Origin of the sequence: Actinocatenispora rupis, assembly GCF_016861975.1 — a bacterium.
GTDB classification, from domain to species: domain Bacteria; phylum Actinomycetota; class Actinomycetes; order Mycobacteriales; family Micromonosporaceae; genus Actinocatenispora; species Actinocatenispora rupis.
Genome location: NZ_BOMB01000004.1, coordinates 166,918 through 182,582 on the forward strand (window position 1 = coordinate 166,918; position 15,665 = coordinate 182,582).

12 protein-coding genes are annotated in these 15,665 nt (G+C 72.4%); 5 read left to right on the forward strand and 7 right to left on the reverse strand.

The features are described 5' to 3' along the window. Positions 1-682 precede the first annotated feature (682 nt). Together Aru02nite_RS04580 and Aru02nite_RS04585 are read right to left on the reverse strand one after the other, a co-directional pair. Positions 683-2,230: a carboxylesterase/lipase family protein gene (locus Aru02nite_RS04580; RefSeq protein WP_203655134.1), complete on the reverse strand. Its 1,548-nt coding sequence runs from the start codon at positions 2,228-2,230 to the stop codon at positions 683-685. A 53-nt stretch (positions 2,231-2,283) separates the two neighbouring features. Further along, entirely contained in the window at positions 2,284-2,505 is a 222-nt protein-coding gene (locus Aru02nite_RS04585; RefSeq protein WP_203655136.1) for a hypothetical protein, read from the reverse strand. A 146-nt stretch (positions 2,506-2,651) separates the two neighbouring features. Between Aru02nite_RS04585 and Aru02nite_RS04590 the strand changes: the two genes are divergently transcribed. After that, positions 2,652-3,284: a TetR/AcrR family transcriptional regulator gene (locus Aru02nite_RS04590; RefSeq protein ID WP_203655138.1), complete on the forward strand. Its 633-nt coding sequence runs from the start codon at positions 2,652-2,654 to the stop codon at positions 3,282-3,284. A gap of 16 nt (positions 3,285-3,300) precedes the next feature. Here Aru02nite_RS04590 and Aru02nite_RS04595 read toward each other — a convergent pair whose 3' ends face one another. Further along, positions 3,301-3,708, reverse strand: coding sequence for a VOC family protein (locus Aru02nite_RS04595; protein ID WP_308446253.1), 408 nt, complete (start codon positions 3,706-3,708; stop codon positions 3,301-3,303). Positions 3,709-4,024: 316 nt separating this feature from the next. Continuing rightward, positions 4,025-4,621 carry a hypothetical protein gene (locus Aru02nite_RS04600; protein WP_203655140.1) on the reverse strand — a complete coding sequence of 199 codons (597 nt, stop codon included), beginning with the start codon at positions 4,619-4,621 and terminating at the stop codon, positions 4,025-4,027. Between the two features lie 148 nt (positions 4,622-4,769). Between Aru02nite_RS04600 and Aru02nite_RS04605 the strand changes: the two genes are divergently transcribed. Then, positions 4,770-5,081, forward strand: coding sequence for a hypothetical protein (locus Aru02nite_RS04605; RefSeq protein WP_203655141.1), 312 nt, complete (start codon positions 4,770-4,772; stop codon positions 5,079-5,081). Here Aru02nite_RS04605 and Aru02nite_RS04610 read toward each other — a convergent pair. Both Aru02nite_RS04610 and Aru02nite_RS04615 read right to left on the reverse strand, forming a co-directional pair. Beyond that, on the reverse strand, positions 5,078-7,216 hold the full coding sequence (locus Aru02nite_RS04610; RefSeq protein ID WP_203655142.1) for an FUSC family protein: 2,139 nt from the start codon (positions 7,214-7,216) through the stop codon (positions 5,078-5,080). The two genes, Aru02nite_RS04605 and Aru02nite_RS04610, sit on opposite strands and share 4 nt — an antisense overlap. Before the next feature lie 585 nt (positions 7,217-7,801). After that, a complete protein-coding gene (locus Aru02nite_RS04615; protein ID WP_203655143.1) occupies positions 7,802-9,454 on the reverse strand; it encodes a DUF8769 domain-containing protein in 1,653 nt (550 codons plus the stop codon). 329 nt (positions 9,455-9,783) lie between these two features. Between Aru02nite_RS04615 and Aru02nite_RS04620 the strand changes: the two genes are divergently transcribed. From Aru02nite_RS04620 to Aru02nite_RS04630, 3 genes are read left to right on the forward strand one after another with little or no spacing between them, the layout of a single operon-like run. After that, positions 9,784-12,477, forward strand: coding sequence for a sugar-binding protein (locus tag Aru02nite_RS04620; protein ID WP_203655144.1), 2,694 nt, complete (start codon positions 9,784-9,786; stop codon positions 12,475-12,477). A gap of 57 nt (positions 12,478-12,534) precedes the next feature. Further along, positions 12,535-13,506 (forward strand): acetylxylan esterase, encoded by a 972-nt coding sequence (locus Aru02nite_RS04625; protein ID WP_275408578.1) that lies wholly within the window; start codon positions 12,535-12,537, stop codon positions 13,504-13,506. Further along, on the forward strand, positions 13,500-14,492 hold the full coding sequence (locus Aru02nite_RS04630) for a beta-propeller domain-containing protein (protein ID WP_203655147.1): 993 nt from the start codon (positions 13,500-13,502) through the stop codon (positions 14,490-14,492). The genes Aru02nite_RS04625 and Aru02nite_RS04630 overlap by 7 nt, the downstream gene beginning before the upstream one ends. 4 nt (positions 14,493-14,496) lie before the next feature. Here Aru02nite_RS04630 and Aru02nite_RS04635 read toward each other — a convergent pair whose 3' ends face one another. After that, complete coding sequence (locus Aru02nite_RS04635) at positions 14,497-15,636, reverse strand: GntR family transcriptional regulator (RefSeq protein WP_203655149.1); 1,140 nt, start codon at positions 15,634-15,636, stop codon at positions 14,497-14,499. Positions 15,637-15,665 lie beyond the last annotated feature (29 nt).

A 15,665-nucleotide genomic window follows, 5' to 3' on the forward strand; every position in this document is an offset into this window, starting at 1 on the left:
CCCGCGCCGCGTCCACGACCGCCGGGCCATCACCAGGCCACGGGGCCGTGGCAGCGGAGTGCAGCGACAACGCTGAATTATCGATCGTGTCCGACACGATGACGGATACGACACGAACATTGACGACCGAGACGATTGAGGCCGTACTGGCAATGATCGACGCTCTCAACGCCGAGCAACAGCCGTCGAGGGCGACGATCGGCCCGGAACCAACGGACTTGGGAGCGGGCGGACAGGTTCCCCCGCGTACGAGGTGCCGGCGCGTGAGAAGCGCGCATACGTCGTGCCGACCCAGCGGGCCCACTGACGTAGCCACCTGGCTCGGGGCACCGGATCGGCTCGACCGGGCGCGATTGCCGGTCCGGCACACGATGGCATCGCGGTACGCCTGGCGCCACGTGGCCGCGACGCGGATCCCACCGACACTCCGGTACCGACGACAACCGTTGCCGTCAGGCAAGGACGGCCGGGCGCGACCGGTGCACCGCAGCCACCTGTACGAGGGTTGGCCGGATTCCTTGCCGCGCCGCCGATCCTCGGGCGATCCGGCTGGTACGTGTGACCGCGTCCCGCCTCGACGATCCATACCGCCGGTCGGTGACCGCGAACCGGGGGCGGTGGCGCGCCTCGTCTCCCTGTCGCCGGATCCCTGGTGCGGATCGGATCCGTGTCCCACAGCGGGTCACGCCAGTCCAGGACGTACGTGGTCCGGCGGTGGCCAGAGACCGCAGTGGTGTGCGGTCTTCACGTCGACCGGCCGGATGGCGCCCGGAGCGAGTGCGAGTGCGGTGTTCGCCGCGCCGAGACGGGGCCACCTCTTCCGGTGCGGACCGTTCGGGTCGCCGGTTCTGACGAACCGGGTCCAGTAGGCGATGAGGTGGTCGGCGAGGTGGCGCTGGGCGGCGGTGAGCCGGGGGCCGTCCGGGAAGTCGAAGAGGGAGAACGTGTCGGCGCCGTGCGCGGTGGCGGGCCGCACGCGGGCCGGCAGGGGCTGTCCGCTGGGGGTGGGCGCGGACGGGTCGTCGAAGACGTACGCGTAGGTGCGCGCCGTCCTGGCGTGCTCGCGGCCGGACCTCCAGGAGGGGCAGATCCAGCCGCTGTCGGTGAACACCCGGCTTGCGGCTGCGGTCGGCGAGGGGAACCGTGCCGCCGGGTACCGCCGCTGCACGCTCGGGGCGTCCGGCCCGAAGGCGGTCCGGAGTATTGCCGCGTACTGGCGGGCGGTGATGCCGTCCGGGTGGACCGCGAGGGTGAACTCGACGTGCTCGTCGTGGGTGTTGCCTTGCACGAGTGGCACGGCCGCTTCCCGACCGGCGGCGAACACCGCGGCCGGCTCCCGCGGTACGAGGCCGGTGCCGTAGGCGATGAGCGGGAACAGCGTCGTGTACGGCAGCAGTTCGGCGGCGGTCTTGCGGCGCAGGCAGGCCACGTCGGGGCAGGACAAGTGGCTGGCGACGGCCCGGCCGGTGGCCCGGATCGTTCCGATGGGATGCCAGGACGAGATCGCGCCGACGCCCTCGCCCATCGCTCCGGCCGGGTGCCGGGTCGAACACGACCCGCTCTGTACGATCGCGCGCTGGAACAGGCCGCGAGCGGCGGGTGCGGTCATCAGGGTGCACGTACTCATCGCGCCGGCCGATTCGCCGGCCAGGGTGACCGTGCCGGGGTCGCCACCGAACGCGGCGATGTTGGCGCGTACCCAGCGCAGCGCCGCGATCTGGTCCTGCAGACCGAAGTTGCTGCTGTCGCCGAGGTCGGGATGGGCGAAGAAGCCGAACACGCCGAGCCGGTAGTTGACCGTCACGACCACGATGTCCCCGGTGCGGACCAGCCGGGACGGGTCGTGGATCGAGCCGGCGCCGGTGATGAAGCCACCGCCGGGCACCCACACCATGACCGGCCGTCCCTCGCCGTGCCGGGTCGGTACGGCGGGCGTGGTCACCTCCAGGGTCAGGCAGTCCTCGCTCTGCGGGGTGCCCTTCGGCATGTCGGGCGCCTCGGGTTGCAGGCATGCCGGGCCCGCCGTCGTCGCGTCGCGGGTTCCCGTCCACGGGACCACGGGCTGCGGCGGGCGCCAGCGTCGCGCCCCGACGGGCGGGGAGGCGTACGGGATGTCGCGGAACCGGCGCACCCCAGCGTGGACCGCTCCTCGTACGGCGCCGGACGCGGTCCGGACGACCGGGTCGGCGGCGTCGTGCGCGGAGGTTGACGTGCCCCCTGGCACTGCCATGGCCACGCTCGCCAGTACGGCGAGAGCGACGGTCGTCGCCGTTGCGCGGCCGCTCATTCGCCGCGCCCGCCCTGCTTGGCCCGCACGCTGCCCCAGCCGGCCAGGAGTACGCCGACGGCGGCCACCACCGCGTAGCACGCCAGCCGCACCGGGAACCCGCCTGGCAGCCAGCCGAGGAGCCCGGCGTTGGCGTGGTCGGCCAGTAACCGGATACCGCCCTGCACTCCCAGCGCGAGCAGGACCATGCCGGCGATCAGGCCCGTGATGCGTTTCATGAGTCGACTCCCCGCCCTGACGAGAGGTGATCGCGGAGGGCCCTGGTTCCTCCGCGGTTTATGGTTCGATCGAACCATAACACGTGTTGATACGATCGCACCACGACGTACCGCGGGCTCGCCGCACGAGGAGAGACAGGCCGAACATGCCCCGCCAGGTGGACCACGACGCGCGCCGCCGCCAGATCGCGGAGGCCGTGTGGCGCCTGGCCGCGCGCGGCGGACTGGAAGACGTGACACTGCGCCAGGTGGCCGCCGAGGCCGGGGTCTCCGCGCGACTGCTGCAGTACTACTTCGGAACCCGCCCCCAACTGCTGCTCGGCGCGCTGGAGATCCTCAACACCGAGGGCGAGCAGCGCGCGCGGCAGCGCATCGAGCTCCTCGGCGACGATCCCGGCACGCATGCGATCGTGCGCGGCGTACTCCTGGAGTTGCTCCCCCTCGACGAGGAGCGACACGACCGGCACCTCGTGTACGTGGCGTACTTCGTGCGGTTCCTGTCCGACCCCGACCTCGCCCCGGCCGCACGCCAGGCGCCACCCGCGTTGGAGAACCTGGTGACCGGCCTACTGACCCACGCCCAGGAACTCGGCGAGGTACGCCCAGACGTCGACGCCCCGGCCGAGGCCGCGTACCTGGTGGCAGGAGCCGAGGGCCTGCAGTCCCGCATGCTGCTCGGGCAGTACACGCCGGAGCAGGCCGTGGCACTGATCGATCACCAGCTCGCCCGCGTCTTCAACGCCGAGACCGGCGAGCGCCCTCAGCCCGACTCGGCCTGACCACGGCCCCGACCGGTCACTCTCCCGCGTAGCTGCTGAAGGTCCACACGTGCCGCTCCGGATCGACACACGAGTACTCGCGGACGCCGGCCGGGGAATCGTGCACCGGGTTCACGATCCGTGCGCCGGCCGCCTCGGCACGAGCCTGATGCGCGTCGAGCCGTTCGTCGGCGACCCGGACACACAGGTTCTGACTGCCGCCCTTCAGTACGAGGGGGCTGTGCAGCTCGTACCCGTCGTCGTCGCGGTCGCGGCTGACGAAGATCAGGTCGGAGCCGGCCCGCAGCTGGGCGTGCTCGACTTCCCCGTCCGCTCCGGTGACCACGAAGTGCCGTACGAAGCCGAAAGCCTCGGTGAGAAAAGCGACGGCGGCACCCGGCTGCGCGTACCTGAGGTTCGGGAAAACGCTCTGCTGCGAGGGCATCTCGGACACGCGGCCAGGTTACCCCGACTGCGGGCAGGCCGGTTGTGATGCCACACGTTCGCGGGTGGATCCGGCCGGCAGCCGGCAACGAGCGGCCGCTCGGGCACAGACCGGCACGCGACATCGCGACGCGGGCCCCCGCCGCCCAGTCGCCGCGGCCGGACTCGCACCGTCCACAGTGGATACAGGAGTCGCCGCGAGGCCGGCTGCCCCTTGGCGCGCAGGGCATCGACGGCACCGCCGCCTCGGCACCGCCCGGCGCACCGCACGCCCCGCGCCGGGCAGCACCGCCGCTGGGGAATTTTCCAACGCCGCGTCAGTGATGGAAGGGGCGGGGAACGAACCGGCGGCGGCGCGGCCGTACCGGGGACTCGATGCCCAGCGCCCGGCGTCCCCGGGCGGTGGTGGCGACGAGGTACACGGATTCGGCGGAGCCGTCCGTGCCGTCGGCGGCACGCCACCAGTTGAGCGGTTCGCGTACGGCGCGGCGCGCGTCGGGTTGCCCCAGCAGCAGGAGCGTCGGGCTGTGCAGGTCGTCCTCGTACACGTCGACGAGGCGGCGGGCGAGCAGCGACTCGACCGCCGCGGACAGTACCGGGACGGTGGGTTGGGGCTGTTCGTCGTCGCGGCACCAGCGGACGAGCAGGTCGACGAGTTGCGGGTGTTCCAGGGCGCGGTTGAGGACGAACAGGTCGGGTTCGGGCCGCTCCGCGAAGACCTGGAAGCCGGGCGTGGCGGGGTGGTGGCAGACGCTGCCGTACGCCCCGGGCATCGGGCCGGGGCTGATCATCCGGAAGCCCGCCCGGCCGGCGCCGAACGGTCGCACGAGCCATCCGGCGGGCTTCATCGCCAGGATCTCGTCCGCCGACAACCCGGCCATGGAACGCGGATTGGCAAAGTCCCTGTCCGGCATACGACGCAGTATCCCCGGCGCGCGCCACCCGCAGCAGACTCCGAACTCCCGATTGCGCGGACCCGGCATCGCCGGTACCGGCCGTTCGGCAGTCGGCGGTCGCGAATCCGCCCAGAAACCGCCCGGCCACGGCGATCCGGAGGCAGCCATGACCACCACCGAGCCGGTTGCCCCGGCACGTCCCGGCTCCGAGCGGCACGTCATCGAGGCCGACGTACTGCGCCGGCGGCAGCTCCGTGCGGCGCTGCTGCACGGCTCGGACCGTACGTGGCGGGACCGGCGCCGCATCTGGCCGGCGGTCGTCGCGGGGATGGCGGCGGTCGCGGTCATCGTCGCCGCCATCGCGGTCGCTGGCGCGTTCGCCAAGCAGCGCAGCGAGGACGCGAAACAGGACCACGCCGTCGGCCGGTACCTGCCGGCGCGCCACGTGCCCGGACCCCCCCAACCGTCGGATTCCTAGCGCCACCACGGGATCCGGCGCAGCCGGGCGACCTCGCCGGCCGGTTCGACGAGCGTGTCGAGCGCGGGGCGGATGTGCTGCAGGTGCTGCTCGACCCACAGCGTGCACGGCAGGGTGGCGGTGGAGGCCGCGGCGGCGACGGGCATCAGGGTCGGGATCCGGGTCGCCACCGCCGGCATCCGGGACGGTCCGGTCGCGCCGGGCCGGACGAGCAGGTCGGCCAGATCGTCGAACCAGTCGGCGACCTGCGCCGCCTGGCCGCTCAGCGCGTCGCCGACCGGATCCGGCCCGGCGTCGGGCGACGGCAGGCTAGCCAACGACTGGGCGGTCAGCCGCAACCGGATCGTACCGCCGACCAGGCGCCACAACTGCTGGGTGGCGAGATGCTGCCGGCCGCGTTCGGCGAGCAGCCCGCGTACGCCGTCGTCGAGTCGCAGTCCCGCCGCGACGGCGCGCGCCGGCTCGGGTTCCTGGTGGCGCAGCCCGAGCGCCCAGTTCACCGACTGCGCAAGGTATCTGCCGCCCTCCCGGAACGCGTCGGCCACGTCGTCGCCGACCACCGCGCTCGCCCCGCGCGGCCAGAACAGCGCGCCGACGGCGAGGCTCACCGCGCAGCCGATCGCCACGTCCTCGATGCGTACCACGCCGATCGACCAGCCCACCGGTACGAGGAGGTTGAACAGCACGGACACCACGACGGTGAACGCCGCCTGCCCGGCCGCGAACGGCAACGTGCCCGGCGCGTACGCGGCGACCAGGACGGCGATCGGCAGCGCCACCCAGAGCGCGGCCGGGCCGGTGCCGACCACGAGCAGCAGCGCGGCGCCGACCACGAACCCGAGTACCGTGCCCAGCAGGGCACGCAGCGCCGTGGAGCCGGTGCCGGCGGCGTTGGTCCGCAGGACGGAGAGGGTGCCGAGCACGACCCAGAACGCGTGCTGCACACCGACCAGGTCGGCGACGAGGACGGCGGCGGCGAGGGCGAACGCGCCGCGCACGCTGTTCACGAACCACACCGAACGCAGGTTCGCGTGCCGCCACGCCAGCTCCAGTACGGCGAAGCGGTGCGCCCGCGCCGCCGGCAGACCGTACCAACGGCGCGCCTGCTCCGCCGCGGTCGCCGGATCCGCGCGGCGGGCGGCGATCAGGGCGTCCACCGCGGCCGCCCGTACCGTCAGGGCACCGGTCTGCGCGTGGAACGCCAGATGTACCGCGTCGGCGAAATCGCCGTCACCGGCGGGCATCCGGCGCAGCGCGGCCACGCTGGCACGGATCGCGCCGTGCAGTTGAGCCAGATCGGGCTCCGGCCCGCCGGTGTGGAGCGTCGCGATCCGCCGCAGCGCGTCCCTGGTCGCCGCGAACAGGTCGCGCTCGACCGGCGGCACCGCGCGCAGATCCGGGTACTCCCGCAGCCCGTCGCCGATCACCGCGGTCGCCCACTCCAGCATCCCGACCAGGCTGGCGAGCGCCTGGTCCGCCACGGTCAACCCGGTCGGCCGGTACGGCGTGGCCGTGAACGCGGCGAGCAGTTCGTGTTTCGCCGTCGCCGCCGCGTCGCGGTCCGCGTCGGTGCCCGCGCCGCGCAGCGCCGCGTCGAGCCGGTCCGCCAGCGTGGCGGCGCTCGTCGCGACCGCGGCACGCAGCCGGTCGCCGGGCGGACGCGGCGAGAGCAGCAGTACGGCCAGGGTGCCGACGACGCTCGCCAGCCACCACCCCGCCAGCCGCGAACCGACCATGTCCATCGTGCCCGGCGACGCCGCCGGCAGCACGTACGCCAGCAGCGCGGCCGTACCGCCCGCCGCCGCGTTGGTTCCGGCGATCCCGGCGAACAGCACCACGAACACCACCGGAAGGGTGACTGCTGCGGCGATCCACGCCGACGAGTTCACCGCCGTGCCGACCACCAGCAGCGCGCTGCCCGCCACCGCCAGGCCGCCGTGCGCGACGACCTTGTCCCGCCTCGTACCGGAGAACGACGCCAGCACGAGCGTCGCGAACCCGCCGAACGCGGCGAACGTGGCCATCTGGAGGTCGCCGATCACCGTGTCCGTGAGCGCGAACAGGCCGGGCACGACCACCATCGCCCGCACCGCGCGCATCGCCGCCGCCGGCGACCACCACCGCCCCCGCGCCACCACCGGAGCATAACGAGCCGCCCGCCCCGCGACCCGTCTTCCTCCGGTACTCGTCGGGTGACGACTGCGGGCCGGTGCAGCGGCCGGGGCGCCGATGGGACGCGGTCGTCCCGGACAGCCGACCTCGCCGCCAGTTCGTCGAAACGCTGCGGTGCGCACGTCTCAGATTCCTCCAGGAATCGCGCCACTACCTCCACCGCGTCAGCCGAGCCCGGGTCGGGTCGCACCGATCGCGAGCCCCGCACGGCGTCGTCGACGCCATAACCGCGGGCAGGCTGTCCCTCCGCCGGGCCCACAGATCAGAGTCGACCCGGGGTCCGAGCCGAGCATCAGCACGAACCGCGCGAACGGTGCAAGTAGCCGCGACAGGTGCCGGGTCGCGGGGAGCCGATAGGTCTGCAGTGCCCGAGTCGCCGGCACAGCCCGCAGCCGGCACCTGATCGGATACCGGAACCCGGCAGAAACGCAAGCCGGGCCCGGCAGAGCACGAAGCGGTACTGGTGGCCGATTCCGGATGCGTCTGCGGCACATGCCGGCTCCGGCGTTCGGCGCGCGCGGTCTTCGGCACCCCGGGCTGCTCGTCGATCAGGCGAACGGGGTCGGGCGCGCCGGGGTGTCGACGGCCAGATCGGCCCAGCGCCAGGCGATCGCGTCCGCGCCGTCGTCCCTTCGTACCGGTGCGTCGGTGTGCGGCTCGGTGGCCGCGTGCAGTTCGACGGCGAACCCGGCCCGCAGTACGGCGTCGTGGAAGTCGACGGTGCGGCGTTCCCCGGAGTACAGGACGGCCTCGGCCGCGACCTCACCGTCCACCTCGGACAGTGTCCATTCCGCTTGCGTACCAAGGAAGTCGGCCTGTCCGGTGTGGACGGTGGCGTGCCGTTCGCCGGCGGCGAGGGTGAATGTGTCGGCCCCGTTCGCGCGGCCGGAGACGCCGGTACCGCGCAGGCTCACCCGCAGGCGCAGGTCCTCGACGGCGAACAGGCTGTCGGCCGGCTTGTCGAGGTTCGGGTGGAAGTCGCCGGAGTCGTAGCTGAGCCACCAGGCGGACAGCACGCGCGGCCCGTCCTGCACCTGCCGGCACCAGGCGGCGGTGAGGTCGTGGCCGTTCAGCAGGATCCGGGCGCGCAGCACGACGGCCGGATCCGTTGCGGTACGCCAGTATCCGAGCAGCGGGCGGCGCTGCGTCCACGCGAACTCCTCGTTCGTCGTACCGAGGCAGGCGTCCGCGGTCAGCCACGTCGTACCGACGAGCTCGACGCCCCGGTTGCCGATCCCGAATCCCGTCCGTACGACGTGGGGATCCGTTGGGAGACAGGCGAAGCGGGGCGCGAGGTGTGGCGGGCAGGGCAGCGCCGGGGCCACCCGCGGCGTGGGGTCCTCCGGCACACCGGCGTGCGGCTCCACCGGCGCACCGGTCTGCTCCGCCAGGTACTGCGCGATCCCCGGCCGCAGCCAGTCCTCGTACGCGCGCGCCTGCGGACCGGCGAGCTGCCCGGTGCCCGGGTGGAAGCGCTCGGCCAGCGCCTCCCACGCCCGCACACGTACCTGTTCGACCAGCGCGGCGACCTCGGCATCCGCGACGATCACCGCGCTGCGCTCCGCGATGTCGAGCAGGAACGGGCTGTACGTCGGCGAGTTGTACTCCGCGAACCCGCCGTCGGCGTCCAGCCGCTCCAGGATCCGGGTGAGCCGGATCCGCGCATAGCCCACCAGGTACGGCATCGCGAGCAGTTCGCCGGCGGCGGCACACGTGACCGCGCCGAGCAGCGCGATGTTGGTGTACGCCGCGCCGACGTTGCGCCGGAAGATGGCCAGCGCCGCGTGCCGCAACCCCTCCTCGACCCTGGTACGCACCGGCGGGTCGAGCGCCGCGGCGTGTGCGGCGAGCACCTGCGCGAGGCGTACACCGATGAAGTCGGCCCAGTTCCAGTCGGCGGGCGCCATCTGCTCGGCCGGCTCCTCGCGGAAGTAGCCCCACAGGCCGTAGTGCTCGGCGGTCGGATCGGTGTTCTGCAGGTCCAGCAACGCATCCAGTACGTCGTGGGCGCGGCGGATCCGGTCCGGCGCACCGTCGGCGAGCAGTACCAGCGCGTAGTCCGCGGCGCCCCGCGTCTCGTGCACGCGGGTGCCCGCGGGGATCCGGGTGTGGTAGCCGTTGCTGCGCGACACGCTCCACGGCAGCCGTACGTCGGGCTCGTAGTGCTCGTCGCTGTCCGCCAGAAAGCGCTTGTCCTTCATCGTCCGTCCACTTCGGATAGTCGGTCGCCGGTTCGGCGTAGCGGCACGGGATTCCGCGCTGATCGGTGAGCACTGTCGGCAGCTACCGCGGCGTGGTCCGCGCGCGACCCCACCGGCGGCGTCCGCCCCCGTCCCGCTGTCCCCTCTGTCCCGCGTTCGTCGAGTTGCGCAGCTGCATTAAAGCGTTAATGCTGCTCATCGCACAAGGGTCGATCGGTAGCGAACCCGGGGAAAGCGGTTGCCCGTTGACACTTTAATACGCTATTGCTAGCGTCCGCCGGCAGCGGCCCGCCCACCGGGCAGGCGTTCCCCACAGGGAGGTCGGAGACATGCAGCTTCGGCACGGACGAGCCAGATGGGGCGCGGTGCTGGCCGCCGCGCTCGCCCTCGCTGCCAGCGGTCTGGCCGCGGCGACCGCACCGGCACACGCCGCGGCGACCCTCACACTCACCAGTCCGGTCCTCGTGTTCGACCAGGGCAGCACCAGGATCAGCCTCACCACCGACCAGGCGTCCGTGTCGTACCGGGTGACCGACGAGGCCGGCGCGTCGGTGACATCCGGTACCTCGGCGGTGTCCGGCGGTGCCGGCGCTCTCGACCTCAGCTCGCTCGGCCCCGGCTACTACCACCTGTCCGTCACCGCCGGCACGACCACGGTGCCCACCGAGATCGGCGTACTCGGCGGCTTCGCGCCCGGTACGGCCACGCGCGACCAGCGGTTCGGCATGGATGTCCACTTCGGACACCAGCCGAACGACGCGACCCTGTTCGCCCTGATGGGTCGGATCGGCTTCACGCACACCCGTTCCGACCTCAACTGGTCCGCGATCGAGCAGTCCCCCGGCGAGTACTCGTGGGGCGGTTACGTCACGGACAAGGACGTGCCGCTGGCCGCGCAGAACGGGCTGACGCCGCTGCTGGTCGCCGGCTACAGCAACAAGAACTACGACGGCGGGTACACGCCGTACACCCAGGCCGGGTGGGACGCCTTCGGACGGTTCATCGACGCCGGGTACGAGCACTTCTCCGGGTACACCAAGGATGTCGAGGTGTACAACGAGTTCAACGGCGGGTTCGACACCGCGCAGGCGTGCGCCCGGACGGTCGGCGACAAGGTCCGGTGCTACCTCGGGATGCTGAAGGCGGCGCACCAGGCGGTCAAGGTCGACGGCGGGCACGCCGACGCGAACCTGATCGGGCCGGTGTCAGCCGGCATCGACCAGCCGTGGATCACCGGGCTCCTGGACGGCGGCGCGCTCGACTACCTCGACTCGTTCAGCTTCCACCAGTACGCGGGGGCGAATCCGGAAACCGCTTACGCCGCCGTGCCGTGGCTGCGGCAGCAGATCCGGGATCACCATGGCGGCAAGGACATGCCGCTGTGGATCACCGAGACCGGCGACACCGTGATGCCCGGCGCCGTCACCGATGCCGACCAGGCCGACTTCGCGGTACGCCTGCCCGTGCTCGCGTTCGCCGCCGGCGTCGACCGTTACTTCTGGTACGACTTCCTCAACGACGGCAGCGATCCCACGAACAAGGAGCACAACTTCGGCCAGCTTCGGCAGCCGACCACCGGTGTCGTCGGCAACGCGCCCAAACCGTCGCTGGTCACCCAGGCGACCGTACTGCGCCAGATCGGCGGGCTACCACTGACCGGCAGCGACGACCTCGCCGCACCCGCGTACTCCTACCGGTTCGGCACCACCACCCGCGTCATGTGGGCCACCACCCCGACGACGGTACGGGTCGCCGCGACGAAACCGCTTACCGTCACCGACGAGTACGGGCGGGCGTCGACGTACACGCCGGTGGGTGGCTCGGTCACGCTCGGGCTGGACAAGCACCCCGTGTACGTGCGCGGCGCGTCCGGGGTCTCGGTCACCACGAACCCGGGCGTGACCGCGACGGTGCCCGGCACCTCCAACACCGCCGAGACGATCCCGGTGACGGTCACCAACCACGAACGCCACCCGGTGAACGGCACCGTCGGGCACACCGGCTTTACGGTGGCGGCACGCGCATCCACGACCGTACAGGTGCCGACGACCGGCAACACGGGCGAACGGAACCTGGTCGCCTCGGCCGGCGTCGGTCCACTTCGGACGGTGCGGATCCCGCTCAGTACCAGCGTCGTGGCGGCGACCCGGGTCACCGTGGCACCGAAGGTCGCCGGTACCGATCCGGTGCGGAACCAGCTCGCCGTCACCGTCACCAACAACCGCCGTGCCACCGCTCTCCCGGTCGCCTCGGTGTACTGGCAGCTCACCGACGGCAGCACGTACCTGGGGCGGGGCACCGAGACCGGCGTGCCGGACGTGGCGCCCGGCAGGAGCGTCACGGTCACCGTGGACGTACCCGCACTGTCCACTTGGGACCAACACTGGTACTACACGAAGGTGACGACCGGCGGCGGCGCCGAGGTGGCCGCGCAGGGCTGGACGGGGTGGAGTCCGGTCGAGGCGGACGGCGCCGCGCACGCCCCGCCGATCGATCTCGGCCGCCAGGTCGCCCGCACCTATCCCGGCGGGTACGGTGGCGCCGCCGACCTGTCCGGGACGCTGCGCCCGTCGTACACGGCGGACGGGTTGGTGGTGACCGCGGACGTGACCGACGACGTGTTCCGCCAGGCGGCCACCGACCCGAGCCAGCTCTGGTCCGGTGACAGCATCCAGTTTGCCGTGACACCAACGCTTCCCGGTCTCTCCACCCAGCGGGTCGAGGTGGGTGCGGCACTGCTGCCGAACGGTCCCGCGGTGTACACGTGGTCGCCGCCGCCGGGTCAGTCGGCGGGCACGACCCCGGGCGCGACCGCGACCGTGACCCGGGACGGCACGACGACGCACTACCGCATCGCCGTACCGTGGGCGTCGCTCGGGCTCGCGGCGCGGCCGACCGCACCGTTCGGGATGTCGGTGGTGGTCAACGACAGCGACGGTGCCGCGCGCAACTGGGTGACGTGGGGCGACGGCATCACCACCACCAAGTCCAGCGTACTGCTGCGTCCGGTCCAGATCGTCTGAGCCATCGGGGATCCCGGACATCACGGTCCGGGATCCCTTGACGTGAAAGGAGTTCCCTTGAGCGACCTGGGGTTGGACGCGCTGCGGGAGTACCGGCCGGAGATCCGCGAGCCGGACGACTTCGACGCGTTCTGGGCGGAGACGCTGGCGGTGACGCGCCGGCACCCGCTGGACGCGCGGTTCGAGGAGGTGGCCACGCCGCTGTCCGGCGTCACCACGTACGACGTGACGTACGCCGGGTTCGGCGGGCACCCGATCAAGGGCTGGCTCACCGTACCGGCGGGCGCGAGCGGCCCACTGCCGACCGTCGTGCGGTTCCACGGGTACGGCGGTGGGCGCAGCCTCCCGCACTGCTGGGGCCTGTGGCCGCTGGCCGGTTGCGCGCACCTGGTCGTCGACGTACGCGGGCAGGGCAGTGGCGGAAACGTCGGCGACACAACGGATCCCGTCGGCTCCGGTCCGTCGCAGCCGGGCTTCCTCACCCGCGGCGTCCTCGACCCCGGGCAGTACTACTACCGCCGCGTCTACGCCGACTCGGTCCGTGCCGTCGAGGCCGCGCGCGCCCATCCGCTCGTCGATCCGGCCCGCGTCGCGGCCGTCGGCGACAGCCAGGGCGGCGGCCTGGCCCTCGCCGTCGGTGGCCTGCTGCCGGACCTGGCCGCGATCGCCCCGGATGTACCGTTCCTGTGCCACTTCACCCGGGCCGTCGAACTCGGCCGCACCGGGTACGCCGAGATCGCGCGGTATCTGGCTGCACACCGCGGCAGCGAGGCGACGGTGTTCCGTACCCTGTCGTACTTCGACGGGGTGCACTTCGCCGCACGCGGCACCGCGCCCGCGTCGTTCTCGGTGGCGTTGCGCGACGAGAGCTGCCCGCCGTCGACCGTCTTCGCCGCGTACAACGCCTATTCGGGCAAGAAGACCATCCGGGTCTACCCGTACAACGGGCACGAGGGCGGCGGACCGTTCCAGGAGGCGGTGCAGCTGGGCTGGGTGCCGACGATGCTGAAGGGCGGACGGTCGTGCTGATCGCCGCGGGCGCACACCTGACGTACCCGCACTGTTCGGGGTTCCACGGGAGCGACCGCGTTGCGGTGGTTCGCTACGACCGCGACGCGACCCGGATCGTCAGCGTACCGTGGCGTGGCAGTGGTTCGCCCGAGGTGCTGCATTCCCTTGCGCCGCAGGCGAAACCGTTCTGGTTCGACGTGTCGCCGACCAACCGCATCGGGTACGTCAGCGGCGGCGCGCTGCACGTCGGTGACCTCGGTGGCGCCGTGACACCGGTGTGGCGCCACGACACCATGACGCTTGACGACGACCTGACCGGGCTGTCCGCCGACGGCCGCCGGGCCCTCGTCGCCGCGCACGACGGCCCCCGGTACGCCGGCTTCGAGGTCGACGTCGCCACCGGCACCGCCACCACCCTGTACGAGGTCGACTGGTGGGCCAACCATCTCCAGTACTGCCGGCACGACGAGCGGTGGATCGGCTTCAGCCACGAGGGACCGGCGCTCGACGTACCGGACCGGGTGTGGTCGTGGCACGGCGGCCGGATCGCCTGTGTTCTCGACCAACGCGCGGTGTCCGAGGACCGGTCGAGGTTCGTTGCCGTGGGGCATGAAGTGTGGTGCCGGCACGACGCCGCGGTCCTGGCCGTCGCGTACGGGGACAGCGCGGCGGGGCCGCGCGGGCTGTGGCTGGCGTACCCGGACGGCCGGCCGGCGCGGCTCGTCAGCCCCGGAAACCGTTACTGGCACTGCGATGTCAGCCCGGACGGCCGGTACGCGGTGGCGGACACGACCGGGCCGGCGGACGCTCCCGGCCGGGGCTGGCGGAACGCCGCCGGCGTCTCCGACGTGCTGCTGGTCGACCTGGCGGACGGGTCGACGCGCCACCTTGCCCGTACGACGGCGGCGAACCATCCGTGGCACCCGCACCCGGTGTTCAGCCCGGACGGCAGCGCCGTGTTGTACAACCATCTCGGCCGAGGGACCGTGGTCTGTCCACTGTAGAGGGTCAGGTGGTCTCGCCGCCGACCGCCCGGAGGTATCCGGATGTCGCGTCCCGGGTGTGCACGCCGGTCGGCAACGTGACGTGGCGCGGCCCGTCGGTCGTGCCGGCGATGCGTTCGGCGAGCAGCCGCATCGCCGTCGCGCCCATCTCGTTCGACGGCAGCTCGGCCGCCACCGTCGTCAACCCCAGCAGGTCGAACGGTCCCGCGTCGTCCATCCCCGCCAGCTCCACGTCCCCCGGTACGGTGCGCCCCAAGGAGACGAGGTCCTTCGCCACGTTCGCCACCACGTATCCGTTGGCGCACAAGGCGGCGGTTGGCGGCTCGGCCGAGTCCAGCGCCGATTGCAGCAGTGCCAGCCTGACCGACTCCGGCTGCTCCCCGTACGGCCGGAGCGCGGTGAGTGCGGGGATGATCGGCAGGCCGCGCTCGCGCAGTGCCTGGACGTGGCCGGTGAGCCGGTCCTGGACGCTGGTCACCTTCGTCTCGCTCCACAGCGTCAGGATGCGCTCGTGCCCCGCGTCGATCAGGTGTCGTGTCAGCTGGTACCCGATGGCGAAGTTGTCCACGACCACGGCGTCGGTCGGGATGTCCGTGCGGTACCGGTCGACCAGGACGAGCGGGATGCCGCGACGCTGCACCTCGCCCAGCAGTTCCATGTTGTGCTGTCCCTCCACCGGGTACAGCACGATGCCGGCGACGTCGGAGTCGATCGCCTCCTGCAGCGCGCGGGCCTCCCGTCCGGGCGAGGCGTGGACGTCCCGCCGCGCGGTGTCGGCGAGGTACATCCGGTATCCCAGCTCGGAACAGACCGACTCGACGCCGCTGACGAGGTTCGAGACGTGCGCACCGGGCAGGCCGTGCACGATGCACGCGACCGCGCTCGGCGCACCGGATCCCGCCGTACGCTCGGCCTGCTCCGCGACGAACGTGCCCCTGCCGCGCCGGCGCACGAGCAACCCCTCGGCCACGAGGTCGTTGAGCGCCTTCACCGCCGTCGTCGTACTCACCCCGTACCGCTCGCACAGTTCGCGTTGCGTCACGAACGGACTGCCCGGCTCGTACTCCCCGCGGCCGACGGCGGCGCGTAACTCGGCCTTGATCCGCTGGTACAGCGGGGCACCGCCGTGGTCGTCACCAGTCATGGACTCGCCGACTCATGCTGTGCTCCTCA

Bases quoted from the DNA above. Each gene is read 5' to 3' on its own strand.
- Aru02nite_RS04580 (WP_203655134.1), bottom strand. From the start codon at position 2,230: ATGGCAGTGCCAGGGGGCACGTCAACCTCCGCGCACGACGCCGCCGAC.
- Aru02nite_RS04595 (WP_308446253.1), bottom strand. From the start codon at position 3,708: ATGCCCTCGCAGCAGAGCGTTTTCCCGAACCTCAGGTACGCGCAGCCG.
- Aru02nite_RS04585 (WP_203655136.1), bottom strand. From the start codon at position 2,505: ATGAAACGCATCACGGGCCTGATCGCCGGCATGGTCCTGCTCGCGCTG.
- Aru02nite_RS04605 (WP_203655141.1), top strand. From the start codon at position 4,770: ATGACCACCACCGAGCCGGTTGCCCCGGCACGTCCCGGCTCCGAGCGG.
- Aru02nite_RS04590 (WP_203655138.1), top strand. From the start codon at position 2,652: ATGCCCCGCCAGGTGGACCACGACGCGCGCCGCCGCCAGATCGCGGAG.
- Aru02nite_RS04600 (WP_203655140.1), bottom strand. From the start codon at position 4,621: ATGCCGGACAGGGACTTTGCCAATCCGCGTTCCATGGCCGGGTTGTCG.
- Aru02nite_RS04620 (WP_203655144.1), top strand. From the start codon at position 9,784: ATGCAGCTTCGGCACGGACGAGCCAGATGGGGCGCGGTGCTGGCCGCC.
- Aru02nite_RS04635 (WP_203655149.1), bottom strand. From the start codon at position 15,636: ATGACTGGTGACGACCACGGCGGTGCCCCGCTGTACCAGCGGATCAAG.
- Aru02nite_RS04615 (WP_203655143.1), bottom strand. From the start codon at position 9,454: ATGAAGGACAAGCGCTTTCTGGCGGACAGCGACGAGCACTACGAGCCC.